Origin of the sequence: Streptomyces sp. NPDC005202 (assembly GCF_040608235.1) — a bacterium.
Lineage (GTDB): Bacteria > Actinomycetota > Actinomycetes > Streptomycetales > Streptomycetaceae > Streptomyces.
This window is the reverse complement of the sequence record NZ_JBEXHW010000015.1, coordinates 22,845-48,049: the sequence shown is the minus strand read 5'-3', so window position 1 is coordinate 48,049 and position 25,205 is coordinate 22,845. Positions and strand designations below refer to the sequence as shown.

24 protein-coding genes and 5 pseudogenes are annotated in these 25,205 nt (G+C 72.3%); 12 read left to right on the top strand and 17 right to left on the bottom strand.

The window, feature by feature from the left end; genetic code table 11:
• Positions 1-67: 67 nt before the first annotated feature.
• Positions 68-607, bottom strand: a complete 540-nt coding sequence (locus tag ABZV31_RS21920; protein ID WP_355896336.1) for a histidine phosphatase family protein — start codon at positions 605-607, stop codon at positions 68-70.
• Positions 604-1,371, bottom strand: a complete 768-nt coding sequence (locus ABZV31_RS21915; RefSeq protein ID WP_355896334.1) for a hypothetical protein — start codon at positions 1,369-1,371, stop codon at positions 604-606. Before ABZV31_RS21915 ends, ABZV31_RS21920 begins: the two co-directional genes overlap by 4 nt.
• Positions 1,372-1,870: 499 nt before the next feature.
• Here ABZV31_RS21915 and ABZV31_RS21910 point away from each other — a divergent pair, with 499 nt between their 5' ends.
• The 3 genes from ABZV31_RS21910 (at position 1,871) to ABZV31_RS21900 (ending at position 5,417) form a co-directional block, all read left to right on the top strand.
• Complete coding sequence (locus ABZV31_RS21910) at positions 1,871-2,278, top strand: CoA-binding protein (RefSeq protein WP_355896331.1); 408 nt, start codon at positions 1,871-1,873, stop codon at positions 2,276-2,278.
• Positions 2,279-2,482: 204 nt separating this feature from the next.
• A complete protein-coding gene (locus tag ABZV31_RS21905; protein WP_355896329.1) occupies positions 2,483-4,120 on the top strand; it encodes an APC family permease in 1,638 nt (545 codons plus the stop codon).
• A gap of 73 nt (positions 4,121-4,193) precedes the next feature.
• On the top strand, positions 4,194-5,417 hold the full coding sequence (locus ABZV31_RS21900) for a 4-hydroxybenzoate 3-monooxygenase (protein WP_355896327.1): 1,224 nt from the start codon (positions 4,194-4,196) through the stop codon (positions 5,415-5,417).
• A 47-nt stretch (positions 5,418-5,464) separates the two neighbouring features.
• On the opposite strand, the gene ABZV31_RS21895 is transcribed toward ABZV31_RS21900, so the two are convergent.
• A complete protein-coding gene (locus ABZV31_RS21895) occupies positions 5,465-5,824 on the bottom strand; it encodes a metalloregulator ArsR/SmtB family transcription factor (protein WP_355896324.1) in 360 nt (119 codons plus the stop codon).
• A gap of 155 nt (positions 5,825-5,979) precedes the next feature.
• On the opposite strand from ABZV31_RS21895, the gene ABZV31_RS21890 reads away from it, so the two are divergent.
• Positions 5,980-6,984 carry a cation diffusion facilitator family transporter gene (locus ABZV31_RS21890; RefSeq protein WP_355896568.1) on the top strand — a complete coding sequence of 335 codons (1,005 nt, stop codon included), beginning with the start codon at positions 5,980-5,982 and terminating at the stop codon, positions 6,982-6,984.
• Between the two features lie 6 nt (positions 6,985-6,990).
• Here ABZV31_RS21890 and ABZV31_RS21885 read toward each other — a convergent pair whose 3' ends face one another.
• Positions 6,991-7,545, bottom strand: coding sequence for a YbaK/EbsC family protein (locus tag ABZV31_RS21885; protein ID WP_355896322.1), 555 nt, complete (start codon positions 7,543-7,545; stop codon positions 6,991-6,993).
• Between the two features lie 43 nt (positions 7,546-7,588).
• Positions 7,589-8,161 carry an XRE family transcriptional regulator gene (locus ABZV31_RS21880; protein WP_355896320.1) on the bottom strand — a complete coding sequence of 191 codons (573 nt, stop codon included), beginning with the start codon at positions 8,159-8,161 and terminating at the stop codon, positions 7,589-7,591.
• Positions 8,162-8,254: 93 nt separating this feature from the next.
• Here ABZV31_RS21880 and ABZV31_RS21875 point away from each other — a divergent pair, with 93 nt between their 5' ends.
• Entirely contained in the window at positions 8,255-9,112 is an 858-nt protein-coding gene (locus ABZV31_RS21875; RefSeq protein WP_355896317.1) for a DMT family transporter, read from the top strand.
• A 238-nt stretch (positions 9,113-9,350) separates the two neighbouring features.
• On the opposite strand, the pseudogene ABZV31_RS21870 reads toward ABZV31_RS21875, so the two are convergent.
• Positions 9,351-10,109 (bottom strand): annotated as a pseudogene (locus ABZV31_RS21870) (acyltransferase); the annotation flags it as partial.
• A gap of 107 nt (positions 10,110-10,216) precedes the next feature.
• Here ABZV31_RS21870 and ABZV31_RS21865 point away from each other — a divergent pair.
• Positions 10,217-10,744, top strand: a complete 528-nt coding sequence (locus ABZV31_RS21865; RefSeq protein WP_355896314.1) for a gamma carbonic anhydrase family protein — start codon at positions 10,217-10,219, stop codon at positions 10,742-10,744.
• An 88-nt stretch (positions 10,745-10,832) separates the two neighbouring features.
• Here the strand turns inward: ABZV31_RS21865 and ABZV31_RS21860 are convergent, their stop codons facing one another.
• The 3 genes from ABZV31_RS21860 to ABZV31_RS21850 form a co-directional block, all read right to left on the bottom strand.
• Entirely contained in the window at positions 10,833-11,486 is a 654-nt protein-coding gene (locus ABZV31_RS21860) for a DedA family protein (RefSeq protein WP_355896312.1), read from the bottom strand.
• Between the two features lie 77 nt (positions 11,487-11,563).
• Complete coding sequence (locus tag ABZV31_RS21855; RefSeq protein ID WP_355896309.1) at positions 11,564-11,785, bottom strand: hypothetical protein; 222 nt, start codon at positions 11,783-11,785, stop codon at positions 11,564-11,566.
• Positions 11,786-12,009: 224 nt separating this feature from the next.
• Complete coding sequence (locus tag ABZV31_RS21850) at positions 12,010-13,809, bottom strand: ricin-type beta-trefoil lectin domain protein (RefSeq protein ID WP_355896307.1); 1,800 nt, start codon at positions 13,807-13,809, stop codon at positions 12,010-12,012.
• A gap of 419 nt (positions 13,810-14,228) precedes the next feature.
• Between ABZV31_RS21850 and ABZV31_RS21845 the strand changes: the two are divergent.
• Positions 14,229-14,686 (top strand): annotated as a pseudogene (locus tag ABZV31_RS21845) (sugar phosphate nucleotidyltransferase); the annotation flags it as partial.
• Between the two features lie 392 nt (positions 14,687-15,078).
• Here ABZV31_RS21845 and ABZV31_RS21840 read toward each other — a convergent pair.
• Positions 15,079-15,516, bottom strand: coding sequence for a DUF4442 domain-containing protein (locus ABZV31_RS21840; protein ID WP_355896565.1), 438 nt, complete (start codon positions 15,514-15,516; stop codon positions 15,079-15,081).
• Positions 15,517-15,661: 145 nt separating this feature from the next.
• Here ABZV31_RS21840 and ABZV31_RS21835 point away from each other — a divergent pair, with 145 nt between their 5' ends.
• Positions 15,662-16,675, top strand: coding sequence for a hypothetical protein (locus ABZV31_RS21835; protein WP_355896305.1), 1,014 nt, complete (start codon positions 15,662-15,664; stop codon positions 16,673-16,675).
• A gap of 64 nt (positions 16,676-16,739) precedes the next feature.
• A pseudogene (locus tag ABZV31_RS21830) lies at positions 16,740-16,966 on the top strand (MFS transporter); the annotation flags it as partial.
• Between the two features lie 19 nt (positions 16,967-16,985).
• Here the strand turns inward: ABZV31_RS21830 and ABZV31_RS21825 are convergent.
• The 3 genes and pseudogenes from ABZV31_RS21825 to ABZV31_RS21815 form a co-directional block, all read right to left on the bottom strand.
• On the bottom strand, positions 16,986-17,831 hold the full coding sequence (locus ABZV31_RS21825) for a fused MFS/spermidine synthase (RefSeq protein WP_355896302.1): 846 nt from the start codon (positions 17,829-17,831) through the stop codon (positions 16,986-16,988).
• Positions 17,832-17,944: 113 nt separating this feature from the next.
• On the bottom strand, positions 17,945-19,114 hold the full coding sequence (gene tuf / locus ABZV31_RS21820) for an elongation factor Tu (protein WP_355896299.1): 1,170 nt from the start codon (positions 19,112-19,114) through the stop codon (positions 17,945-17,947).
• 298 nt (positions 19,115-19,412) lie between these two features.
• Positions 19,413-20,128, bottom strand: a pseudogene (locus ABZV31_RS21815) (DNA alkylation repair protein); the annotation flags it as partial.
• Between the two features lie 49 nt (positions 20,129-20,177).
• On the opposite strand from ABZV31_RS21815, the gene ABZV31_RS21810 reads away from it, so the two are divergent.
• The gene (locus tag ABZV31_RS21810; RefSeq protein WP_355896296.1) at positions 20,178-20,993 is read left to right on the top strand and encodes a TVP38/TMEM64 family protein; all 816 of its coding nucleotides are present in this window, start codon (positions 20,178-20,180) and stop codon (positions 20,991-20,993) included.
• 7 nt (positions 20,994-21,000) lie between these two features.
• Here the strand turns inward: ABZV31_RS21810 and ABZV31_RS21805 are convergent, their stop codons facing one another.
• Positions 21,001-22,170, bottom strand: coding sequence for a thiolase family protein (locus ABZV31_RS21805; protein ID WP_355896293.1), 1,170 nt, complete (start codon positions 22,168-22,170; stop codon positions 21,001-21,003).
• Between the two features lie 124 nt (positions 22,171-22,294).
• Between ABZV31_RS21805 and ABZV31_RS21800 the strand changes: the two genes are divergently transcribed.
• On the top strand, positions 22,295-22,765 hold the full coding sequence (locus ABZV31_RS21800) for a helix-turn-helix domain-containing protein (protein ID WP_355896291.1): 471 nt from the start codon (positions 22,295-22,297) through the stop codon (positions 22,763-22,765).
• A gap of 103 nt (positions 22,766-22,868) precedes the next feature.
• Here ABZV31_RS21800 and ABZV31_RS21795 read toward each other — a convergent pair whose 3' ends face one another.
• Entirely contained in the window at positions 22,869-23,426 is a 558-nt protein-coding gene (locus ABZV31_RS21795; protein ID WP_355896289.1) for a cupin, read from the bottom strand.
• Between the two features lie 118 nt (positions 23,427-23,544).
• On the opposite strand from ABZV31_RS21795, the gene ABZV31_RS21790 reads away from it, so the two are divergent.
• Positions 23,545-23,724 (top strand): hypothetical protein, encoded by a 180-nt coding sequence (locus tag ABZV31_RS21790; RefSeq protein WP_355896286.1) that lies wholly within the window; start codon positions 23,545-23,547, stop codon positions 23,722-23,724.
• 15 nt (positions 23,725-23,739) lie between these two features.
• On the opposite strand, the gene ABZV31_RS21785 is transcribed toward ABZV31_RS21790, so the two are convergent.
• Together ABZV31_RS21785 and ABZV31_RS21780 are read right to left on the bottom strand one after the other, a co-directional pair.
• Positions 23,740-24,480, bottom strand: a complete 741-nt coding sequence (locus ABZV31_RS21785; protein WP_355896284.1) for a glucose 1-dehydrogenase — start codon at positions 24,478-24,480, stop codon at positions 23,740-23,742.
• Positions 24,481-24,522: 42 nt separating this feature from the next.
• Positions 24,523-25,132, bottom strand: a pseudogene (locus ABZV31_RS21780) (DUF4291 domain-containing protein).
• Positions 25,133-25,205 lie beyond the last annotated feature (73 nt).

Sequence of the window (25,205 nt, the reverse complement as noted above, 5' to 3'; positions counted from 1 at the left end):
CACCCCGTGGGCCGAGCCCGACCACCACCCCGTGGGCCGAGACTACTTCGCACCCCGTGGGCCGAGACTACTTCGCACCCCGTGGCACGGTCAGCGCCGTCAGCAGGGCCGTGCCGGGGGCGAGCGCCCGCCAGCTGACGCCGTGCCAGGCCAGGACGGCGATCGCCGAGGTCGGGAACTTCACCCGGAGCCGGTCCAGTGTGTCGTCGAGCCCGTCCCCGGCGAGCTCGAGGACGAGCTCCTCCAGGCCGGGGTTGTGCCCGATCAGCAGGAGCGTCTCTACCTCGGGGGCCGTCTCGCGCACGGCTGCCAGCAGGGCGGGGAGACCGGCGGCGTACAGCCGCGGTTCGTGCCGTACCGGCGGCGGGGTGCCCCACTGGGCGGAGGCCAGCTCCCAGGTCTGGCGGGCACGCAGGGCGGTGGAGCACAGGGCGAGGTCCGGCAGCCAGTCGGCCTCGGCCAGCGCGCGCCCCGCGGCGGGCGCGTCCCGGCGGCCGCGGGGCGCGAGCGGACGATCGTGGTCGGCGACGCCCTCGGGCCAGGCGGACTTGGCGTGCCGCAGGACCACCAGGCGGCGCAGCGGGCCCCCTCCCGCGCGGGGCATCACGGCGTACTTCCCAGGTCGCGGGTCAGGTCGAGGCCGAGCAGCCGGTCCGCGTAGGCGTACGTCTCGAAGCGGGCGCCGTCCGCCAGGTCGGACCGGGTCTCGACCCAGTCCAGCACCTGGAGCACTGCCGGGACGTTCAGGTCGTCCTCCCAGGCTCCGCGCAGCCGGCCGCGCACCTCGTCGGGGATCGGCCGCGAGGGCCGCATCGCCCACCCGGCGACCGCGCGGCGCCAGCGCGCGAGGGTCCGGCGGGCCTCCGCCAGAGCCTGCACGTCGAGCCGTACGGGCAGGGCGCGGCGGCGGGCGAGCAGGGCCAAGCGCACTGCGGCGGGGTCGTCGGCGGCCGCGGGGGCGACCGGCACCACGGAATCGACCGGCGCGACGGTGATCCGGACGCCGTCCGGTGCCGCGCCGCCCTCGCCGACCACGTGGATGACCTGCGCCTCGCCCAGCGCGGCACCGAGGGCGCGGCCGTCCTCGAAGGGCCGGATGCCGAGGGCCGAGCCACAGGCCCGCAGCTCCGCCTGCTCCCGCTCGCCGGTCAGCAGGGCCCACACCGGCGTGCCGCCCAGTTCCAGGGCGCGGACGAGGAGGTCGGCGACCAGCAGCACGCGCAGGCCCGAGGCGTCGAAGCCCGACGCGTGCGCCTCGACACGGGTCAGGCCACGGCGGGCGGGAGTGGCGTCGACGGGCTCGCCGGTTCGGGCGTCGATGATGCGCAGCACGGCCCGAGCGTAGGCGTACGGACGGCTGCGCGCAGGCATGTGGAGGTGTCTTCCGGACATGGTGGCGGATTCGACCGGGTGTGAGAGGAGCCCTGCGCAATCGTGCGGGCGTCCGCGGAAAGGCGCGCCGCGCCCGTCACGCCCGCCCGGTCCCCGCACGTCCGGCACGTGGATGCGCACCCGGTCGAGCACCGCGACCGCCGAGGTATCCCCCAGGAAGCCCGCCCCGATCAGGACGAGTCGGCGCGCCGGGCCATACGCCGGGCGCCCCTCGCGCCGCGCCCGGTGGACGAGTTCGACGCAGGCGGGTCCGTGGTGCCGGACGACCGCCGTGTCGCGATGGATACCGCCGTGTCGCGATGGATGGTGAGACGGGCGGCGGGCGCGTCGGACGCGGACATCGGCCACCCTGCCGTACCGACCGACCCGACGGCACTGCGCGCCCCCGGCCGGCCATGCCCGCGGGCCGGGGAATCGCCGGGCGGCACCCGCTGTTGCCCAGTCGGCCACCCTTCCCCCACGCCAGAGGAGACCCGCGGTGTACGGCGACGCAGCGACGATCCGTAAGATCCTGACCGAACTCGGTGACACCTGGGCCGTCGTGGGCCTATCGTCGAACCGGAGCCGCGCCGCGTACGGCGTCGCCGAGGTGCTGCAGCGCTTCGGCAAGCGCGTCGTCCCGGTCCACCCCAAGGCGGAGACCGTGCACGGGGAGCAGGGCTACGCCGCCCTTGCGGACATTCCGTTCGACGTGGACGTCGTCGATGTCTTCGTCAACAGCGACCTGGCCGGTCCGATCGCCGACGAGGCGGTCGCCAGGGGCGCGAAGGCCGTCTGGTTCCAGCTCGGTGTCGTCGACGAGGCCGCCTACGAGCGCACCCGCGCGGCCGGCCTCGACATGGTCATGGACCGCTGCCCGGCGATCGAAATTCCCCGCATGAGCTAGCCTGTCTTACCTTCTTCTCACCTACCGCAACTGAATAGGTACATTCCGCCAGGCTGGCTGACCTGTGCAAAGTGCGCGTAAAAGAAGTCCCCGTGGAAGGGTCAAATTTCAGGCAACGGCCTTCTGTCGAGCGCGCCTCGATTCTTACTCTGAGCCGCCCATTGGGCGTTCATTCGATGTTCAGATAGTGAGAGGCCCCTTGACATGGTGAATGTTGACCATGCAGCCCTCGACGTCACGCGGGACCGGACCGGTCTGCGGCGGGACGTCGGTCTGATCGGTCTGATGTGGGCCTCGGTCGGTTCCATCATCGGCTCAGGCTGGCTCTACGGCGCCGAGAAGGCCGTCGTCGTGGCCGGTCCCGCGGCGATCATCTCGTGGCTGATCGGCGCGGTGGCGATCGTCCTGCTGGCGCTCGTGCACGCCGAACTCGGCGGCATGTTCCCGGTGGCGGGTGGCACGGCCCGCTACCCGCACTACGCGTTCGGCGGCCTGGCCGGCATGTCGTTCGGCTGGTTCTCCTGGCTGCAGGCGGCGACGGTGGCCCCGATCGAGGTCGAGGCCATGATCGGCTACGCCGGTCACTGGGACTTCGCGAAGGGCTTCCAGCACGCCGACGGCACGCTGACGACGAGCGGTTTCGTGGTCGCCGTCGTCCTGATGGCCGCCTTCGTCGTGGTCAACTTCCTGGGCGTGCGGGTCCTGGCCCACACCAACAGCGCGGCCACCTGGTGGAAGATCGCCGTGCCGCTGGCCACGATCTTCATCGTCGCGGTGGGCAACTTCCACCCGCACAACTTCACCGCCCACGGCTTCGCCCCGTTCGGCGCCAAGGGCGTGCTGAGCGCCATCAGCTCCAGCGGCATCATCTTCGCCCTGCTGGGCTTCGAGCAGGCGATCCAGCTGGCGGGCGAGAGCCGCGACCCGAAGCGCGACCTGCCGCGCGCGACCCTCGGCTCGGTCGCCATCGGCGCGGTCATCTACGTCCTCCTCCAGGTGGTGTTCATCGGCGCGCTGCCGCTCAGCTCCTTCGCGCACGGCTGGGCCAAGCTGGACTTCCCGGGCATCAGCGGCCCTTGGGCGGGTCTGGCGACGCTGGTGGGCCTCGGCTGGCTGAGCGTGGTGCTGTACCTGGACGCCGTGATCTCCCCCGGCGGCACCGGCCTGATCTACACCACCGCGACCTCGCGCGTGTCCTACGGCCTGTCCAAGAACGGCTACGCGCCGAAGGTCTTCGAGAAGACCGACGCCCGGGGCGTGCCGTGGTTCGGCCTGGTCATCTCCTTCCTGACCGGCATCATCTGCTTCCTGCCCTTCCCGAGCTGGCAGGAGCTGGTCGGCTTCATCACCTCGGCGAGCGTCCTGATGTACGCCGGTGCGCCGCTGGCCTACGGCGTCTTCGCCGACCGCCTCCCGCACCACGAGCGCCCCTACCGCCTGCCCGGCGGCAAGGTGATCTCGCCGCTGTCCTTCGTGGTCGCCAACCTCATCATCTACTGGGCCGGCTGGGACACGCTGTGGCGGCTCGGCGTGGCGATCGTCCTCGGCTACGTGCTCCTCGGCGGCTACGCCTGGTACGCCACGAGCAAGAACCTGACGGACGCGCCCCGGCTGGACTGGAAGGCCGCCCAGTGGCTGCCCGCCTACCTGGTGGGCATGGGCCTGATCTCCTGGCAGGGCGGCTTCGGCGGCCAGGGGCACATCGGCCTGTGGTGGGACATCCTGGTCGTCGCGGCTTTCTCGCTGGTCGTCTACGTCTGGGCGAAGGCCACCGCGTCCCGGCCCGAGGAGATCGAGCGGAGCATCGAGGAGGTCGTGGTCACCGACGCGCCCGCGCACTGACCCGACCCCGGACGGTGTCCCGTCAGCTGCAGCGACCCGGCCGTGGCTGACGGGACACGGTCATAATGTGCGGGTGACGCACTCCTCCCCCCACGCCAACTCCCCCTCCCCCCAACGCGTTCCGGTCGTCGTCATCGGAGCCGGCCCCGCGGGGCTCACCGTCGGCAACATCCTGCGCGCCGCTTCCATCGACTGCGTGGTCCTGGAGGCCGAGTCCAGGAAGTTCATAGAACAGCGGCCCCGGGCCGGGGTCATCGAGGAGTGGGCCGTGCGCGGGCTCGAACAGCGCGGCCTGGCCGGGAACCTGCTGGAGCGGGCGCAGCGGCACACCATGTGCGAGTTCCGCTTCGGCGGCCGGGGCCACCGCTTCCCGTACACGGAGCTGACGGGCCATCACCACTTCGTCTACCCACAGCCGTTGCTGGTGACGGACCTCGTGCGCGAGTACGCGGACGTACGCGGCGGGGACATCCGGTTCGGCGTGCGGGACGTACGGCTGCACAACACGGACACGGACCGGCCGTCGGTGTCGTACCTCTGCCCCGAGACGGGCCGACGGCAGCTGATCCACTGCGACTTCGTCGCCGGCTGCGACGGGGCGCGCGGGGTGACCCGGTCCGCGCTGCCGCCGGAGCGCACCCGCATCGCACGGCACGACTACGGCATCGGCTGGCTGGCGCTGCTCGCCGAGGCGCCACCGTCGTCCGACTGCGTGCTGTTCGGTGTCCATCCGCACGGGTTCGCCGGACACATGGCCCGCAGCCCCGAGGTGACCCGCTACTACCTCCAGTGCCCGCCCGGCGACGACCCGGAGAACTGGTCTCACGAGCGCGTCTGGACCGAGCTGCGGCAGCGGCTCGCGGCGGCGGACGCCCCGCCGCTCACGGAGGGCCGGCTGCTCGAGAAGCGGGTGCTCGACATGCACGACTACGTCGTCGAGCCCATGGTGTCCGGCCGGCTCTTCCTGGCCGGCGACGCGGCCCACCTCACCGCGCCCATCGCCGCGAAGGGCATGAACCTCGCGCTGCACGACGCCTTCCTGCTCGGCGACTCCCTGGCGGCACACCTCACGAAGGGCGACGACAGCGGGCTGGACGGCTACTCGGAGGCATGCCTGCGGCGCGTGTGGGACTACCAGGAGTTCTCCCAGTGGCTCTCCGACGTGTACCACGGCACCGCGTCGGGCGACCCGTACCGCGCGGGCACCACGCTCGCCCGGCTGCGGCGCCTGTTCGCCTCGCCCGCCGCCGCGGCCGCCTTCGCCGAGCAGTACCTCGGCACGGCCGCGCAGTTCTGAGCAGTTGCTGCCGGGACGCCCCGACTCGGCGGGACGGCGGCGTCGCTTCAGTCGTGGACGGGCCGGTCGCTGAGCCGGTGATCCGCCACGTTCAGCGCCTCGTCGACCAGGCGGCGCAGGTGGCCGTCACGGAGGGAGTAGATCACCCGGCGGCCCTCCTTGCGCGTGTTCACGAGTCCCGCCAGGCGCAGTCGCGCCAGATGCTGGCTGACGGCCGGCCGTGCCGCCCCGCAGGCCTGCGTGAGCGTCGTGACGTCGGCCTCGCCGGACGTCAGCGCGTGCAGCAGGGCCAGACGGGTGCGGTCGCCGAGCAGGGCGAGGAGTTCGGCGGCGAGCACGAACTGCTCCTCGCCCGGTGTGCGCGAGTGCGCATGGTGTGCAGGTGATAGGTGCATGCGTGCGCTCATACGCACATAATGGCTTCGTGGGCGCCGAGCGTCCACTTCGCGCGCACCGGAAGGGGAACCACGTGAGCGACCGGCACCACCACGAGCAGCGGCATCACCACGAGCAGCGGCGCTACCGCGAGCACGGTCACCACAACGGCCACGACCATGGCCACATCCACCCCCACGCGCCTACGTCTCTCCGTGACCGCCTGGCGCACCTCCTCACCCCCCACTCCCACGAGACCGCCGACAAGCTCGACTCCGCCCTGGAGTCCTCGGCCCGCGGCATGCGGGCGCTGTGGATCTCGCTGGCCGTGCTCGGCGCGACGGCGCTGGTCCAGTCGCTGGTGGTGGTCGCGTCCGGCTCGGTCGCGCTGCTCGGCGACACCGTGCACAACACCGCGGACGCCCTGACCGCCGTACCGCTGGGGATCGCGTTCGTGCTGGGCCGCCGCGCGGCGACCCGCCGCTTCACGTACGGCTACGGACGCGCCGAGGACCTCGCGGGCCTGGTGATCGTGGTGACGATCGCCGCGTCCGCGGCCTTCGCCGCGTGGACGGCGGTCGAGCGGCTCCTCGATCCGCGCCCCGTTCAGTACCTCCCGGCGGTCGCCGTGGCGGCCCTGGTCGGCTTCGCGGGCAACGAGTGGGTGGCCCGCCACCGGATCCGCGTCGGCCGCGCGATCGGCTCTGCCGCGCTGGTCGCCGACGGACTGCACGCCCGCACCGACGGATTCACCTCGCTGGCCGTGCTCCTGGGCGCCGGCGGCTCGGCCCTGGGATGGCACCTGGCCGACCCGCTCGTCGGGTTGGCGATCACTGCCGCGATCGTGCTGGTGCTGCGCGACGCGGCCCGTGAGGTGCTCCGGCGGATGATGGACGCCGTGGACCCGGCCCTGGTGGATGGGGCGGAACGGGCGCTGCGCGAGGTCCCCGGGGTACGCGCGGTGGGCGAGCTGCGGCTGCGCTGGATCGGGCACCGGCTGCGCGCCGAGGTGGCGGTCGTCGTCGACGGCGATGCGACGGTACGCCAGGCCCACGCCGTCGCCGTCGAGGCCGAGCACGCCCTGCTGCACGCCGTACCGAGGCTCACCGCGGCCCTGGTCCACGCCGACCCGGCACCGGCCCCCGGCGAGGACGATCCGCACCTGGCGCTGGCCCATCACACATCGGCCTGAGCGGGATCAGACCCCCAGGCCGTCCAGCACCACGGCCCTCGGCAGCTCCGCGAAGACCTTGCCCGGCACCAGCAGCTTGCCGCGTCGGCGCCCGCTGCCGACCAGGACGTACGGCAGGTCGACGACGGCCGAGTCGACCAGAATCGGCCAGTCCTCGGGCAGCCCGATCGGGGTGATGCCGCCGTACTCCATGGCGGTCTCGCCGGTGGCCACCTCCATCGGCGCGAAGGACGCCTTGCGGGCGTCAAGTTGGCGGCGCACGACGCCGTTGACGTCGACCCGGGTGGTGGAGAGCACGACACACGCGGCCAGCTTCGTCGCGCCGCCGCGCCTGCCCGCCACCACCACGCAGTTCGCCGACTGTTCGAGCAGCTCGCGTCCGTAGTGCTCGACGAAGACGGCGGTGTCGGCCCACCGCGGGTCGGTCTCGACATAGACGATCTGCTCGGCGGGGACGCTGCCGCGCCAGTGACGTATGGCGTCGGCGACCGGGCGGGTCAGTTCGTCGAGGCAGTCGGGGGCCGGGGCGGCGTGTTCGAACTCTCCGATCGGTGCGCGCATGACTGCACGTTAACAGCTGTGCAGCGAGGGGCGGCCGGGCGTCTCAGTGCACGGGCGGGACGGAGACCGTCATCACCATCTCCATCGGCACGGCGCCGTCATTGGCGTACGTGTGGGGGGTGTTGGCCTCGAAGGAGGCGCTCGCGCCCTCCGGTACGCGGTAGTCGACGCCGTCGACCGTGAGCGTCAGCTCCCCCGCCGTGACGTGGACCAGCTCGACGGTTCCGGTGGGGTGCGGGTCGGACGGGCTGCGCTCGCCCGGCATCAGGCGCCACTCCCACATCTCCAGTGGGCCGGGCGCCTCGACGCCCGCGAGCAGCCGGTTGTAGCTGCCGGCGTCGGTGTGCCACAGCCGGACGGCCTGGTCGGCGGGAACGATGCGGACCTTCGGACCCTGTTCGTAGTCGAGCAGGGTGGTGATGCTGACGCCGAGCGCGTCGCCGATCTTGACGACCGTTCCCAGACTCGGGTTGGTGCGGGCCTGCTCGATCTGGATGAGCATGCCGCGGCTGACTCCGGCGCGGGCGGCGAGCGTGTCCAGGGTGAAGCCGCGCTCGGTGCGCCACCGCTTGACGTTGCGCGCCAGGGACTGGGTCAGCAGGTCGAGGTCCGACACATTCCGTCCAATATTTTGGATGACACAGTTCACTTCACTAAACTACGGTGGGGTGCACCCGATCGTTCACCGAACTGTACTGCGAGGCGCCTCGTGACAGCATTCTTCGCCCTGGCCACCAGCCTCCTGTGGGGCCTGGCCGACTTCGGCGGCGGGCTGCTCACGCGACGCAACCCGGCGCTCACGGTCGTCGTGGTCTCCCAGACGATCGCGGCGGCGGTGCTGGGCGCGGTGGTGGTCGCCACCGGCGGCTGGAGCGAGGGCGGTCCGCGGCTGTGGTTCGCGTTCGCCGCGGGCCTGGTGGGGCCGGTGGCGATGCTCTCCTTCTACAAGGCGCTGGCCCTGGGCCCGATGGGCGTGGTCTCGCCGCTCGCCACGCTGAGCGTGGCCGTTCCGGTCACCGTCGGGCTCGTGCTCGGCGAGCGGCCGGGGCTGCTGCAGATAACGGGCATCACGGTCGCCGTCGCGGGTGTCGTGCTCGCGGGCGGGCCGCAGCTCAGGGGCGCCCCCGTGCAGCGGCAGACGATTGTGCTGACGCTGGTCGCGGCGCTCGGTTTCGGCACGGTGTTCGCGCTGATCACCGAGGCGTCCACCACCGTCACCGGCCTCTTCCTCGCCCTCTTCGTGCAGCGCGTGACGAACGTCGTCGCGGGCGGCGCCGCGCTGTACGTCTCCGCGCGGCGTGGCGCGGCCGTGCTACCAGGGGGTGGCTTCCCCTGGCGCTCCCTGCCGGCGCTCGCCTTCGTCGGCCTCGCCGACGTCGCGGCCAACGGCACGTACTCCGTCGCCGCCCAGCACGGCCCGGTCACGGTGGCCGCGGTGCTCGCCTCCCTCTACCCGGTGGTGACCGCCCTGGCCGCCCGCGGCTTCCTCAGCGAACGGCTGCGAGCGATCCAAGCGGCAGGGGCAGGTCTGGCGCTCGTGGGGACGCTGCTGCTGGCAACGGGCTGAGTCACCCCTCGGCCTCCAGCTCGGCGAGGCGAGCGCCCGTGTCCTTGTCCAGTGCGGCGAGCCGGGCCACGCTCTCCTCGTCCGGTGCGGCGAGCCCGACCGAGCTCTCCTCGTCCAGCGCAGCGAGCCCGACCGAGCTCTCCTCGTCCAGCGCAGCGAGCCGGGCCACGCTCTCATCGTCCAGCGCAGCGAGCCCGACCGAGCTCTCCTCGTCCAGCGCAGCGAGCCCGACCGAGCTCTCCTCGTCCAGCGCAGCGAGCCGGGCCACGCTCTCCTCGTCCAGATCCGCCAGGGCCAGCAGCTGCTCCGGGGTGACGCCCTCCGGGATCGGCACCGGGGCCGGTGTCCGCAACGGCGGCTGCCAGCCCTCGGCGGGGGTCCAGCGCCGTACGACCCGGGCGGGCGCGCCGGCGACGACCGCGTGGTCGGGCACATCGCCACGGACCACGGCACCGGCCGCGACCACAACGTTCCGCCCGATCCGCGCCCCCGGAAGGATCACCGCGCCGGTGCCGATCCAGCACCCGGGACCGATCTCCACCGGCTCCATCCGCGGCCATTGCCTGCCGATGGGTTGGTGCGGATCGTCGTACGAGTGATTGGTGGACGTCACGTAGACGTACGGCCCGAAGTAGCAGTCGCTGCCGATGGTGACCGTCGTGTCGGCGATGACATGGCTGCCGCGGCCGAGCACGACGCCGTCGCCGATGCGCAGGATGGGTTCCGGGCCCAGGTCGAGGTCGGGCATCAGACCGGCGGTGAGGGTGACCTGCTCACCGATGATGCAGTGGGCGCCGAGGTGGATCCACGGTTCGCCGAAGACCGTGCCGAGCGGGAAGGCCAGCCTGGTACCCGTTCCTATCGCGCCGAAGCGGAGGCGCCCCGGGTGCTCGGCCGTGACGGAGCCCGTGCGCTGCACCCAAGCCCAGCCCGCGTGCACGGCGCGCTGCGCGAGGCGACGCCGCCAGGATGAGAACGTGTTCTTGGGCTTGGGCACCCGCTCACGGTACTCAGCGCGGGCCGCACCCAAGAGGGCGGACGCCTGTGATCTTCGCCCCACCGGATGACGTACCGTTCCCGTGCACCCACGACAAGGAGACGAGGATGACGCACAAGGCGCTGATCGCGGGCATCGGCAGCAGGGAGCCGCACGTGGATCAGGAGGCGTTCGTGGCGCCCACGGCCACGGTGATCGGTGACGTGACGCTGGGCGCGGGCGCGAGCGTCTGGTATGGCGCGGTGCTGCGCGGCGACGTCGAGCGGATCACCGTCGGCGCGAACAGCAACGTGCAGGACAACTGCACGCTCCACGCCGACCCGGGCTTTTCGGTTCGCGTCGGCGAGCGCGTCTCCATCGGGCACAACGCCGTGGTGCACGGCGCGACCGTCGAGGACGACTGCCTCATCGGCATGGGCGCGACGGTGCTGAACGGCGCGGTGATCGGCGCCGGGTCCTTGGTGGCCGCGCAGGCGTTGGTGCCCCAGGGCATGCAGGTGCCGCCCGGTTCGCTCGTCGCAGGCGTTCCCGCGAAGGTCAGGCGGGAGCTGACCGCTCAGGAGCGCGAGGGCATCACGCTGAACGGCACGATGTACGCGGAGCTCGCGAAGGCGCATCGCGAGGCGCACGGGTAGGAGGTTTTCGGGGGCTGCGGACCGTGCGGACAGCGCGGGTCGTCCGGGGCTGGGCGCGCAGTTCCCCGCGCCGCCCCCTTAGGTTCCTCTACTCACCGGCGGGAACCGGTTCCGCTTCCTCGGCTTCCCGCTGCGCGGCCTGTGCCTTCTTCGCCTTGCGCTTGAGGACCAGCATCGAACCCAGCCCGATGAGCACGGCCGCCACCAGCCCCAGCCACGAGAACTTCTTCAGCCAGGACTCGGCGACGACACCGACGTAGTAGATGACGGCGGTGGTGCCGCCCGCCCAGACGACGCCGCCCAGGAAGTTGGCGGTGAGGAACTTCCAGTACGGCATCCGCAGGACGCCCGCGAGCGGGCCGGCGAAGATCCGCAGCAGGGCGACGAAGCGGCCGAAGAACACGGCCCACATGCCCCACCTCTCGAAGGACCGCTCGGCGGTGGCGACATGCCCCTCACTGAAGTGCTTGGGGAACTTCTTCCCGAGCCAGGCGAGCAGCGGCCTGCCGCCCTTGCGGCCGATGGCGTAGCCGATGGAGTCGCCGATCACGGCACCGAGGCTGGCGCACACGCCGAGGACGACGGGGTTGATGCCCGAGTGCTGGGAGGACATGAGCGCGGCGGAGACCAGGATGATCTCGCCCGGCAGCGGGATGCCCAGGCTCTCCAGACCGATGACGAGGGTGACCACGGCGTAGACGGCGGCCGCGGGTACCGTGTCGAGCCATTCCTGGACGTGCACCGCCGGTTCCTCCCCGTTTTCGCGTCCGTGTGTTCCCGGGGGCGCCCGCGAAGACGCGCCCCAGGAAGCCTACCTGTTCAGCCGGATCCGGCGGTGTCCCCCAGATGGCGCTGGTGCTCCCGGTGGACGCTCGCGCCCAGAGTGTTCCCGCCCTCGGCGGCGCTGTTCAGCGACAGCACGACCCCGGGCCGGCCCGCCATCGCGGAGCCCGCCATCGCGGGCTGCCCCTCGGCGCGGGGCACGCCGTGCCGCACGAAGGACTCCCAGTACTGCATCTGCCGCGCCGGCGCCTTCTGCACGGCGTTCAGCGGTACGCGAGCCCGAAGTGCTTGAAAGCGGTACGCCAGCCCGAAGTGCTCGACAATGCACTCGCCGAAATCCGACCGCGGCCGCATGACGGAAAAGGACCGCGGAATGAGGGGTCACCCGCAGCGGGGGGTGACCCCTGTGTTCACTTGTGTTCACTGCCCGAAGGCGGACCCAAGGGCCGTCACGGCGCCGGCCGCGCGCGCTGCCACGGGGTTCACCACGTGGACCCGGGCGGTGACGGCCGCCGCTTCGGCGACGGCAGGGGCCTGCGGCTTGTCGGACGGGGACTCCTTGGACCCGGAGCCGTCGCAGCAGCGATCTGGACGAACCGCTTCTCGTACTCCTGCTCCGGCGTCGCCCACTCCTGGCGCCGGGTGCCGGCCTTTGGGGGCGGCGGGGCGCCGCGCCGGGGTGTGCTGCGCTCCGCGGGCTGATCGCCCGTCGCCCCGCCGGTCTGCCGCGCCCACGGTGCGGCCTCCCGCATGTCGCCGGCCCCCGAGTCGAGCAGCCACCGCTGCCTCTCGCTCCCGTCGCGGGCCTCGACGACGACATGCGCACGGGACTCTCCGGTTGCCGGGGCGACAAGGAGATCCCTGCGCCGGCGGAGCAGGAGTTCGCCGCGGGCGGTCAGGTCGTAGGCCACCTCGCCGGCGTGCACGACGCGGCCGGACAGCAGCACCGTCCGCCGGCCGGGGGCCGAGTCCAGGCAGAGGGTGGGGTCGACGGCGCTGCGCAGGAGTCCGTCGTCCCGGTACGACCACTGCTGGGACCCCGCGGCCGAGCACACCGCGAGCTCGGCCCCGGCTCCCGCCGTGACCCGGCCGCCGTGGACGTCGAGCCACAGGCCGGCGGCGGGACTGCGCAGGCGGCCGTGGGCGACCTCCGTGGGGTGGACCGCGGAGGCGGCGGACGCGGCGGAGGAGGGCTCGCCGGCCTCGCTCGCTCGGACGGAGCTGCTGCTGGCCGCCCCCCAGGTGACGTGGGGGCCGGGGACAGCGTTGTCGTCGGTCCAGCCCTTGACCACCAGCACCGTGGCGAGCAGGGCGAGGGACGTGAGGGCGACGCCCACGGCCAGGGCCTTCCGGTGCCGCCGCAACGGCTCGTCCGGACCGACCAGCGCGGTGCGGTGGCGTCCGCCGCCTCCCGGGTGGGTCGGCCCGGACGCCTGCGGCGCTTCGGCGGCGGCGCGGGCCGGGCGGGAGTCGAGATAGCGGCGGGCGCCCCAGCCGAGCACGGTTTCGGCGAGCAGGACCTCCAGGCCGCCGTCGAAATGGCTGAGCTGTTCGGCGGCGTGCCGGCAGTAGCGGCACTCCGTCAGATGCCGCCGGACATCCGGCAGCAGGGCTCCGCCCCGGCGAATGGGGATGTCGAGGAGGCGGTTGTAGAAGCGGCATTCCTTGGTCGGCGCGAGTTCCCGGTGGGCGCGTACGCAGCCCGCCCGGAATTGCTCCCGCGCCTGCTCAAGCGCGGCCGCTGCGGTGTCGGCGCCCATCGCCAGCAGACCGGCCGGTGTGGTTATGGGTTCGGCCTCGACCTCCGTGTGCCACAGCAGGCATTGGGAGGCTCCGGGGAGGGCCTGGAAAGCCCGCTCGGCGAGTTGCCGCTTTTCGGGTGTCATGGACCTCACCGCGCGTAGACCGCGACCGCCGGTGGGCCGGCGCAGTTCCGGCAGCACGGCGCATATTCCGTCGTCGGCGGCCCATTCCCGGACGGTGTCCCGGGCGGCGACGAGGAGTTGGGGGCGCAGGGCGCCGCCGGCCGCCCCGCCCGTCAGGCGCCGCAGCACCTGATGGAACGCGGCGGTGGCCACCATGGCCGCCGAACTGCCGGACGCGGCGAGGCAGATGACCGCGTAGTCGTGGGTCGCCCGCCAGTGCCGGGCGAGCAGCCCGGCGACGGCGTGATGGCCGCCGTCGGCATCCCTCAGCCGGGCCACGAGGGTGCGGTCGGACTCCCCCGGAGCGGTGCCGGGGTGGGGCGGGCGGGGAGGGTGTGGGGGGTGGGGGGATTGCACTGAACCATTTCCTTCCAAGACGCAGGACGGCGTGCGGAATGCGCGTCCCCTGGAAAGCAGGTGCCTGTTGGTGCGTGCCTGATCGGGAAAGCGACTCTGGCCATCGTCTTTCTCACAGGGGGGCTCACCCTCGCACACGCGACTCATGGGAAACAAGAAGTTCGAACCGCCGGTGCGTCAAGTCGAGGGAATTACACGCCGGTTACCCGAAGTATCCGCACCCGCATTCGAAATCGCCGGTCGCAAGGACGCCAACTTGTGTACGTGGACGGGCGGATGGCACACGAAATCTCCAACTCCCGCCCCACAGCCCTCTCCCATGATTCTCTCGGGGCGCTCCCATCTGCGGCGGGCCGGCATGGCCCGCACGCCCCCCCACTCTTCACCCACGTCCCCGCCCACCCGCACGGTGCGCAAGGCGGTACGCGGGCACTGTGGTCGCCCTCATGGAGGTCGGCCCGGCGCAGATCCACCTCTACGGCTGCGCGGCCGTCGAACCGACCGGCGAGGAGGGCGTCGTCCGCGTCACCGGCCTGGCCGAGAGGCCGTCGGGCGAGGACGCGCCCAGCGCCTACGCGGTGGGCGTTACGTCCTCGACCCCGGTGCGTTCGGCGTCCTGGAGCGCACCCCGCCCGGCCGGGGCGGCGAGATCCAGCTGACCGACGCCCTTCAGGAACTCGCCGCGGGCAGCACGGTGCACGGGGTCGTCTTCCAGGGGCTGCGCTACGACACCGGCGACAAGGCGGACTACCTGCGCACGGTCGTCCGCCTGGCCTGCGACCGGCCGGACCTGGGACCGGAGTTCGTGGCCTGGCTCAAGGAGTTCGTCACCGGCCTGGAGGGCGGTGAGACCTCCGGCCGCCGGGTCGCCGCGTAGCACGACGGCGAAGACCCCTGGTCAGGCCATACACGGAGCGCCATCGCACCCGGCTCGAGCCGGACGTCGCCGAAGTGTGCGCGGTCATCTCGTGCCGGCCTGGGGGCGCGTTCTGCTGCCACGTCCGACGCTGCCGTGCGGGCCCGCCGACGCGGCCCGGTCGTCGATGGCGATGAAGACGCGGGCAGAGCGGCGCCGACTCCGCCGTACGGGCTGTCGATGATCTCTTGCCGGTGACGACTGGCAGAGGCGAGGCTCGGGCCGCGGATGCGGACACCGGCAAAGCCGTCGTTGTCGTCGGCTTCGCCGGACGTGGAAATGAAGAATCTCCCGGCCGCTCCCTGGCGGTCGATTGCGATGGCCAGGGAACGGAGTGCACACAGGTCGATCCGTCAGCCGTTGGGGCGGAGTGTCCAGACGACGGTCATCTCGCCCGTCACGGCGCCGTCCTCGCGCTGGATCTCGACGGTCACCGGGAACTCCGGGCGCCTGCCCTCGTCGAGTTCGGCGACGACCTCGGCGGCGGGGCGGCCGAGGGTCGCGGTGGCCTTGACCGGCCCGAGGGCGATCTTCTTGAACGCGATCTGGGCATTGACCGGCAACGGCACCGCTCGCGAGAGCTGGTCGCCGAAGGCGGCGAGGACGATCGCGCCGCTGGCCGACTCGCCGAGGGTGAACATCGCTCCGGCGTGCGGCCCGCCGACGTGGTTGCGGTACTCGCTCTGGTCCGGCAGCGCCAGGACGGCCCGCTCCGGAGTGGTCTCCAGGTACTCGAGGTTCAGGGTCCGAACCATCGGCACCGTGGCGGCGAGCAACTCGCCGATCGACATCTGATCTGCGCTCATGCCCGCCATGTTACTCACTAGTAGCTCTCGCTGGCCAGAGTGGTGCGAACGACCCGCACCCGTTTCTGGTACGTCCCTGACAAGGGGCAGTGACCGAATCGTGTTCCTGGCGGCACTAGGGTTACTGCCCATGTGGCCAGGACAGCAGCCGCCCGGGGGCGAGCAGAACCCGCAGAACAACCCCTACCAGCAGCCGGGATACCAGCAGCCGAATCCCTATCAGCAGCCCGGCTACCAGCAGCCCAACCCCTATGCGCAGCAACCGCAGTGGGGTGCGCCCGCGCCCGTGGGCGCTCCGCAGCCGCCGCAGGGCGGAGGCGGGGGCGGCAACCGGACGAAGCTTGTCGCGCTCATTGCGGCCGCGGCCGTGGTGGTGGCCGCAGGCGTGACCGGTTTCCTGGTCCTGGGCGGCGGCAAGGACGACAAGGCCGACGGCGGCACGAAGAACAACAAGGGCGGCCAGTCGGCATCGTCGTCGACGTCCACGGACCCGAGCGCCTCGGAGTCCGGGTCGGACGACAACCCGCGCGGCACGGAGACCGAGAAGCCGACCATTCCCGGCTGGAAGGTCGTCATCAACCAGAAACGGGGCGTCGCCTTCGACGTGCCGCAGGACTGGGAGATCCAGTCCCCGAGTGTGGCCATCGGCTTCGAGGACAACAAGACCGGCAAGCCGCTCGCCGTCATGACCGGCACGGCCGAATACAAGTCGAAGTGGTGCACGTCCGACGACGACAAGGACGGCCGCACGGAGGACACGTCGCTGGCCGCGGTGGGCGTCAAGGGCGCCGACGGCGCGAAGAACACCGACGAGGTCGCGGTGAACACCGTCGGCTGGTGGGTCTACGGCGGCTACACACAGCCCGACAAGAAGAGCCTCACGCTCGACGAGAAGGCCCAGCCCTACAAGACCACGTCGGGCATCGAGGGCAGCATAGCCTGGGCACAGTCCACGAACACGCCGACTAAGGGCAAGTGCGCGAGCGACGGCAAGGCGCTCAGCTTCGGCTTCAAGAACTCCGCCGGCGACTTCGTGTCCTGGAACTTCTTCGGCGCCAAGGGCGTGCACGGCGAGGTCCCCAAAGCGACCATCATGAAGATCCTCAGCACGGTCAGGCTGCACGGAGAGCCGACCGGCGGCTGACCTCAGCGCCCTCCGGCCCGCCTCGACGGACGGGCCGGAGCAGCCGAGGAGCCTAGCCCCTCAGAGAGTTGCGGAAGCCAACGCCGTCGGTGCCGCCGACGCGGTCCACGGCCCGCTCGGCGCCCGGGACAGGCTCGGTGGGACGGCACCCCAGGGCCTGGCGCCGGGATGCCGTCCCGGGCGGGCACGGTCGCGGGCGCCCTGTTGAGGACCCACTGGAAACCGCCCCACCTGCTGCTCGCGGGCACGCTGTGCGTCTTCCCGCTGGCCCTGCCCTCCGCCGCAACGAGTGACGGGCGCGGGGAGCCGGTCAGCCGATGCCGAACGCCCCGTCGGGAGGCTCGGGTGACGGTACGGCGTCCTCGTCCCGTACCGGCTCGGCGCCGCCGATGAAGTCCCGCAGTGCGGTGCCGTGTTCGACGCGGGCGGGGAAGGCGTCGGAGGCGGCGAGCCGGGTCAGGGCAGCCGTGTCGACACGGTGGTGCGAGGCGATGAGCACCGCGTTGCCGAAGCGGCGGCCGCGCAGCACGCCCGGCTCGGCCATCAGCGCGACCCCCTCGAACACCGCGGCCAGGTTGGCGAGTTGGGAACGCAGGAAGGCGAAAGGCGCGGCGTCGGCGAGGTTGGCGAGATAGACCCCGCCGGAGCGCAGCACGCGCTCCGCCTCGCGGGCGTACGCGAGGGACGTGAGGTGCGCCGGCACCCGCGAGCCGCCGAAGACGTCGGCGATCAGCACGTCCGCGGAGTCGGCCGGGGCCGCCTCCAGCCAGGCGCGGGCGTCCGCGGCGTGCAGCGCGACGCCGGCGTCGTCCGGCAACGGGAGGTGGGCGACGACCAGCTCCAGCAGGCCGCGGTCGGCCTCGACGACGTCCTGCCGGGAACCGGGGCGGGTCGCGGCCACGTACCGGGGCAGGGTGAGCGCACCGCCGCCGAGGTGCAGCACGTCCAGCGGACGGCCGGGCTCGGCGGCGGTGTCCAGCACATGTCCGAGCCGCCTGGCGTACTCGAACTCCAGATGCTCGGGGGCGTCCAGGTCGACGTACGACTGCGGGGCCCCGTCGACCGTCAGCAGCCAGGCCCGCTCACGGTCGACGTCCGGCATCAGCTTGGCGGTCCCGTGATCGACGGGGCTGGTCACGGGTATGGGCTCGGTCACGGGTCCATTGTGCCCGTGTCCGAAAGGGCGCGGAGCTGTGTCGACCTGCGGCTCCGCCGCGTGGGCGCGACCCGCCCACGGACGGTCCGCGGTCCCCCGCGCACGGCAACCGCTCAGCCGACGGCCGTCACCGTCCCCGCGCCGACCGTCCGCCCGCCCTCGCGGATCGCGAAGCCGAGGCCCGGCTCCAGGGGGACCTCGCGGCCCAGTTCGACCGTGATGCTGACGGTGTCGCCGGGCCGGGCGACGGCGGTCTCGCCGAGGTCGACGTCGCCGACCACGTCCGCGGTGCGGATGTAGAACTGCGGCCGGTAGCCGGTGGACACCGGGGTCGTACGGCCGCCCTCGCGCGCCGACAGCACGTACACCTGCGCGGTGAAGCGCCGGCTCGGTACGACGCTGCCGGGCGCCGCGACGACGTGCCCGCGGCGCACCGCGTCGCGCGGGACACCGCGCAGCAGCAGCGCCACGTTGTCCCCGGCCTGCGCCTCCTCCATCGGCTTGCCGAAGGTCTCCAGGCCGGTGACCACCGTCTCCGCCTCGGCGCCGAGTACCTCCACCCGGTCGCCGACCCGGACCGTGCCCCGCTCGACCGCGCCGGTGACGACCGTGCCGCGGCCGGTGATGGTCAGGACGTTCTCCACCGGCAGCAGGAACGGCGCGTCCAGGTACCGCTCGGGCATGGGCACGTAGGTGTCCACCGCGTCGAGCAGCGCCTCGATCGACGCCGTCCACCGCGGGTCGCCCTCCAGTGCCTTCAGCCCGGAGACCCGTACGACGGGGACGGAGTCACCGCCGTAGCCGTGCGCGGTCAGCAGGTCGCGGACCTCCAGCTCGACGAGGTCGGTGAGCTCCTCGTCACCGGCGTCGGCCTTGTTGAGGGCGACGACGATGTGGTCGACGCCCACCTGCCGGGCGAGCAGCACGTGTTCGGCGGTCTGCGGCATGATTCCGTCGAGCGCGGAGACGACGAGGATCGCCCCGTCGAGCTGCGCGGCCCCGGTGACCATGTTCTTGACGTAGTCGGCGTGGCCCGGCATGTCCACGTGCGCGTAGTGCCGGGTGTCGGTCTCGTACTCGACGTGCGCGATGTTGATGGTGATGCCCCGCGCGGCCTCCTCCGGGGCCCGGTCGATGCGGTCGAAGGGCACGAACGTGCCGGTGCCGCGCTCGGCGAGGACCTTGGTGATGGCGGCGGTCAGGGTGGTCTTGCCGTGGTCGACGTGGCCCATCGTGCCGATGTTCAGATGCGGTTTGGTGCGCACGTATGCCGTCTTGGGCATGGCTGTACCTCGAAGCCTTCACTGGGTGCTGAGTGACGGCCCGGCACGCACATGAGACATGCGGCCGGGGCGGGGACCCCAAGGACTTGCCGACCCTCCCCCTGCGGGGTCCGCCGGACGATCCGGAGAGGGTCAGCTTCGGGCGCCGTCGACTGCGGCCACGAGGATCAGGACGGCAGCCTTCGGAGCATCCGCGGCGGCGGATGCTGCGAGGACGAAGGCGTGCCGGAACATGGGGTCGATCATCGCCGACGCGCCACCGCACGTCGAATGGTTTTCCGCGGGAGGGGAGTTCAGCACCCGATGTTCTTCGCGCTTCGCGCACCGCCAGCGGCGCGAGCCTCCCCCGCTCCCGCGCCAGGAGCGCCCGTACGGCCTCCGGGTCGTACCTGGCATACGCGCAAGGACCAGCCGATCGCCTTGCGGACGAAGAAGTCCGGGTGGCCGGACTGGCGCAGGCAGTAGGCGAACAGGCGCTCGGCGTAGGTGCGTTCCTTGTGGCACAGCTGGTGGAGCAGGGCCGTGCGGACGACCCACAGGTCGTCGTCCGTGATCCACGCGTCCATGTCCACCGCCGACGCCGGGTCGGTCGCGACGAGAGCGCCGACGACGTGTACGGCGAGCGGGTCCACGGTGTCCCACCGGGCGACGGTGGTGATCAGGTGGCGGGCCGCCGGCAGGAAGGCGGAGGAGCAGTGCCGCACGTGCCGGCGCAGACAGTCGACGGCGAAGTAGTGGTATTCGCGTTCGGGCAGCTGCCGGCAGCTCAGGGCGATCGCGGTGCAGTCCCGCCTCATCGGGGCGGGGCAGGCCGTCGACGACGGTGCGGGACAGGGCGCGCCACACGGGTGTGCTGATCCCCAGGAAGGGAGCCACGCCCTTCCTGTACGCCCGCATGGCCACGGTCTTTTCCGGGTCGGCCGCGTCGGCGTACGCGGCGGTGGGCCGCTCCAGCACGGTGTCGGCGCGGATACAGCGCGGCACGTCCGGGCGGGGCGCACCTGTGACGCTCATGAGACGAACCATACGGCGATCACACATGTCTGTCGGTTAGTGTCACCGGATGCTCGATGCCACCACCCGCTCTGGGGGCACCGCCACGGCCTCTCGCCGGGCCGCCGCCACGGAGCTCGCCGTCACCGTACCCACGGTCACGACCGTCTCGATCGTCACGTCGGGCGCACCGACGTCCGTCCCGCCGACGGGCCTCCTCGCCCGCTGCACGAGAACCCTGCTGTCACCGTGGTCACGCCTGTCCCTGCTCCTCGTTCTGCTCGCGGCGGCCGGGGCGTCCGTACTGCTCTTCCAGCCGCAGAAGCTGCTGGCGCACGGCTGGCCGCCGCAGCTCGGCGGGGCAGCGGCGGCCGTGGTGTTCGCGGTGGCGTACGGCCTGTGCACGGTGGCGTTCGTGCCGCGGCCGCTGCTGAACCTCGCGGCGGGCGCGTTGTTCGGCTCGCAGCTGGGGCTCGGCGCGGCGCTGGCCGGCACGGTGCTCGGGGCCGGGGCGGCCTTCGGCCTCGGCCGGGTGCTGGGCCAGGACGCCCTGCGGCCGCTGCTGCGGGGCCGGTGGCTCAAGGCCGCGGACGGGCAGCTCAGCCGGCACGGCTTCCGCTCGATGTTGGCGGCACGGCTGTTCCCGGGCGTGCCGTTCTGGGCCGCGAACTACTGCGCCGCCGTCTCCCGCATGGGCTGGCCGGCGTTCCTGCTCGCGACGGCGCTCGGGTCGGTCCCGAACACCGCCGCGTACGTCGTCGCCGGCGCCCGCGCCTCCGCGCCGACGTCGCCGACCTTCCTGATCGCGATGGCCTGCATCGCCGTACCGGCCCTGGCCGGCGCGGTGGTGGCCTGGCGCAAGCGCCACCACCTGCGGCTGCGCTGACCTGCCGTCAGGCCGCTCCCAGGATCATGGCGTTGGCGAGCCCGCCCGCCTCGCACATCGTCTGCAGGGCGTAGCGGGCGCCGCGCTCGCGCATGGCGTGGACGAGGGTCGTCGTCAGGCGGGTGCCGCTCGCGCCGAGCGGGTGGCCGATCGCGATTGCGCCGCCGTGCACGTTGACCTTGGCGAGATCGGCGCCCGTCTCCTGCTGCCAGGCCAACACCACACTGGAGAAGGCCTCGTTGACCTCGAACAGGTCGATGTCGTCGAGGGTCAGGGAGGCCCGGCGGAGCACCTTCTCGGTGGCCGGGACGACACCGGTGAGCATGAGCAGCGGGTCGGATCCGGTGACGGCGAAGCTGTGCAGCCGGGCGAGCGGGCGCAGGCCGAGGCGGGCCGCAGTCTCGCTGGAGGTGATCAGTACGGCGGACGCCCCGTCGTTGATCGGGCTGGCGTTGCCCGCGGTGACGTTCCACTCGATCTGCGGGAAGCGTTCGGCGAAGGCCGGGTCGTAGTAGGCGGGCTTGAGGTCGGCGAGGATTTCGGTGGTGGTGTTCGGCCGGACGCACTCGTCGCACGTGACGCCCTTGAGGGGGGCGACCTCGGCGTCGAACAGACCGGCCTCCCAGGCCGCGGCCGCCTTCTGGTGCGAGGTGACCGCGAAGGCGTCCATCTGCTCGCGCGTAATGGACCACTTGGCGGCGATGAGCTCGGCGCTGATGCCCTGCGGGACGAGGCCGTCGGGGTAGCGCTCGGCGACACCGGGGCCGAAGGGGTCCTTGCCCGCGGGCACGTTCGACCACATCGGCACGCGGCTCATCGACTCGACTCCGCAGGCGACGACGAGGTCGTACGCCCCGGAGATGACGCCCTGGGCCGCGAAGTGCACGGCCTGCTGGGAGGAGCCGCACTGCCGGTCGACGGTGGTCGCGGGAACGGACTCGGGCAGACCCGCGGACAGGACGGCATAGCGGGTGGTGTTCATGGCCTGCTCGCCGACCTGGTCGACGGTGCCGCCGATGACGTCGTCGATCAGCGCCGGTTCGACGCCGGAGCGTTCGACGAGGGTGCGCAGGGTGTGGGCGAGGAGCTCGATGGGGTGGACGTGCGCGAGGGCGCCGTTGGGCTTGCCCTTGCCGATGGGGGTGCGTACGGCTTCGACGATGACTGCGTCACGCATGGTGCGGGCCTCCTTGGCCGCTGAACGGTGACCGGTCCGCAGGGGCGGTTACCAGTGAGTAGGAAATCCGAACCCACCATAGCTTGCCAAGTTGGAAAATCAAACCCTCGCCTAGACTGGCGTCATGGCCGCCACCAAAGACCCGCGTCCCTGCTCCATCGCCGATGCCCTGGCGCTCGTCGGCGAGAAGTACTCCCTGCTCGTCCTACGGGAGGTGTGCCTCGGCAACGGCCGCTTCGACCGACTGGTGCGCAACATCGGCGCCCCGCGCGACATCCTGGCCACCCGGCTGCGCCGCCTCGTCGACGCCGGCATCCTGACCAAGCGCGCCTACAGCGAGCGCCCGCAGCGCTTCGAGTACCGGCCCACCCAGGCGGGCCTCGAGCTGGAGCCGGTCCTGATGACCCTCATGGCCTGGGGCGACCGCCACCTCCGCAGCGACAGCGACCGTCCCATGGTGATCGAGCACGCCTGCGGCAACGCGCTGGTCCCGGTCGTCACCTGCGAGGCCTGCGGCGAGGCGGTCCGCCACGAGGACCTGACGGCCCACCCGCAGGCGCCGGGCTGGACGGTGGCGGGACCGGCTGCGGCATAAGCGCATCCGCCTATGGCGTGAGGTTGCAAGGCGTCGAGGCCCTACGGCGTGAGGTTGCCGGGCGTCCAGGCCCTACGGCGTGACGTCGCACGACGTGGAGCCCCTAGGGCGTGCCTTCGTAGACGTCGAGCCGCCCGCACATCCCGAACCTCCCGTACACCGACGGCAGCTCGGCCCGTACGAACGCGCCGTCGAGGTGGGAGACGTCGCCCCGTTCGAGGCGGTCGAGCTGTTTGCCCGTGGCCGCGGCGGCCGCCTCGGCGCCGTGCCGCCAACGCTCGCGCCACTCGGCGAGCCGGGGCCGGACCAGGGCGGCGGCGGCCCGGTAGAAGGCGGCGAGCGCCTCGGCGCCGGCCGCGTCGCGCAGCGCCCGGTAGCCCTCCAGCGCGAGGTCGCGCCGGGCATGGGCGATGCGCTTCCGCTCCTCCTCGGGTGCGTCCGCCGGGATCGTGGTCGCGGCCGCGTACGTCTCCGGGTCGGTCAGGTACTCCGGTGGCAGCGTGAAAACCGCGTCGCCCGCCTCGGGCAGCCCGCTGTTCTGCATGAGGACGGTGATCCGCAGATCGCCGTCGTTGACGAGCCGGTGGATGGTGCCGGGGGTGAAGCGTCGGCCGGTGCGCTGAGTTCGCACGCCGCCGAGTCGGCGGGCTGACCCGTCCATTCGACTGAGCGTCCAGTCAGCAGGGGCGACCGGACCACGGAAACGGGTGGCCGACTCCATACGGTCCGCGTAGCCGTCCGGTAGCGCAGTGTCAGTGCTTGCCCCTACGCTTGTGGCCATGTCCCCCAATTCCGTGGCCCCTGGTTCCGTGCGGTCTGCTGCCGAACTGAACGAGCAGATCCGGGCGCTCTGGCTACGCGCGGGCGCGTCGCTGTCGGCCGAGGAGCGCGCGGAGTACGAGCTGCTGGTGGTCGAGTGGGCCGCCGCCATCCGGGGCGAGGTCATCAAGGCGGCCTGACGTCCGAGGCGCGGCTCACCGCCCGCCCGACACCCTCAGCACCGCTCCCGTCGCGTAGGAGGCGTCCGGTGACATCAGCCAAGCGATGGCTGCGGCGATCTCCTCGGCCCGGCCCGGGCGACGCAGCGGGATCGTGTCGGCGACGCGCCGGACCCGGTCCGGGTCGCCCATCGCCGCGTGCATCTCGGTGTCGATCAGGCCGGGCGCGACCGCGTTGACGCGGATGCCGTCCGGACCGAGCTCCTTGGCCAGCCCCAGCGTGAGGGCGTCGACGGCGGCCTTGGTCGCGGCGTAGTGGACGTAGTCGCCGGGGCTGCCGAGCGTGGCGGCGGCGGACGACACGTTCACGATCACACCGCTGCGCCGGGGCGTCATCAGCTGGGCGGCACGGCGCGAACACAGCAGCGTCCCCATCAGGTTCACCTCGACGACGCGGCGCAGGTCGGCCGTGTCCGCGTCGGCGAGGCGGCCCAGCGGTCCGGTCACCCCCGCGTTGTTCACCAGCCCGGTCACCGGCCCGAGCCGCTCCTCCGCCGTGGCGAAGAGCCGCTCGACGTCCGCCTCGACCGACGTGTCCACCCGGACGGTGAGACTGCGTGCCCCGGCCTTGAGCACCTCGTCCGCCACCGCCTCGGCGGCCCCGGCGTCCCGGACGTACCCCACCACCACGTCGTGCCCGTCGGCCGCCAGCCGCCGGCAGGTCGCCGCGCCGATGCCCCGGCTGCCGCCGGTGACGACGGTGACGAGACGTTTCATGCGGAACCCCCAGGCGACCGACGACACCCGTATGGGATCACCCTAGGCCCGCAGATGCGCGAGCACCTCCTCGTCCAGGGGGAATGGCCGCTCCTCGGGCAGCAGACCGGCCGCCCGGTCCAGGTCACCCGTCCGTACGAGCGCGTGGATCTCGGTCGCGAGCGGTGTGACGTCCTCGATGCCGACGTTCCACTCGTCGGCGTACCGGGCCGCCGCTTCCCCGGCGAGGCCGAGCTGCAGGGAGCGGTGGGGCAAGGGGTTGAGATGCAGATCGCGCTCGGGATCCCACTGCACGCGCGCGGGAGCCCGCTTCAACTGCCGCTTCCAGGAGGCCTGGTCACCGTGCAGCACCGGCACGTAGTGCGAGAGGCAGGAGTTGCGCAGCGCCCAGACGAAACCCTCGCGCGTGATCTCGACAGCGGACGGTCTCCTGGTGCTCCTTGGTGCCCCAGCCGCAGCGGTACATCATCCACAGGAACGACGGTTTGATCCAGGTCATCCGGTCGCGCTTCCACGAGGACGGGAAGCGGCCGTTGCGGGCCGCGGCCCGGCCGATCTCCGGGTGGTACGCCTGGTAGACGGTGACGGTGTTCTCCGTATGGCGGGCGCGCACCCGGAACCTGGGTTCTTGGTCGGCGTCCGGATCATTCATGGGACCGGGGTGGCCGGACCACCCGGGTCGGGCCACCGAATATCCCCGCACGCCTCTTGGCCCGTCGCGCCCC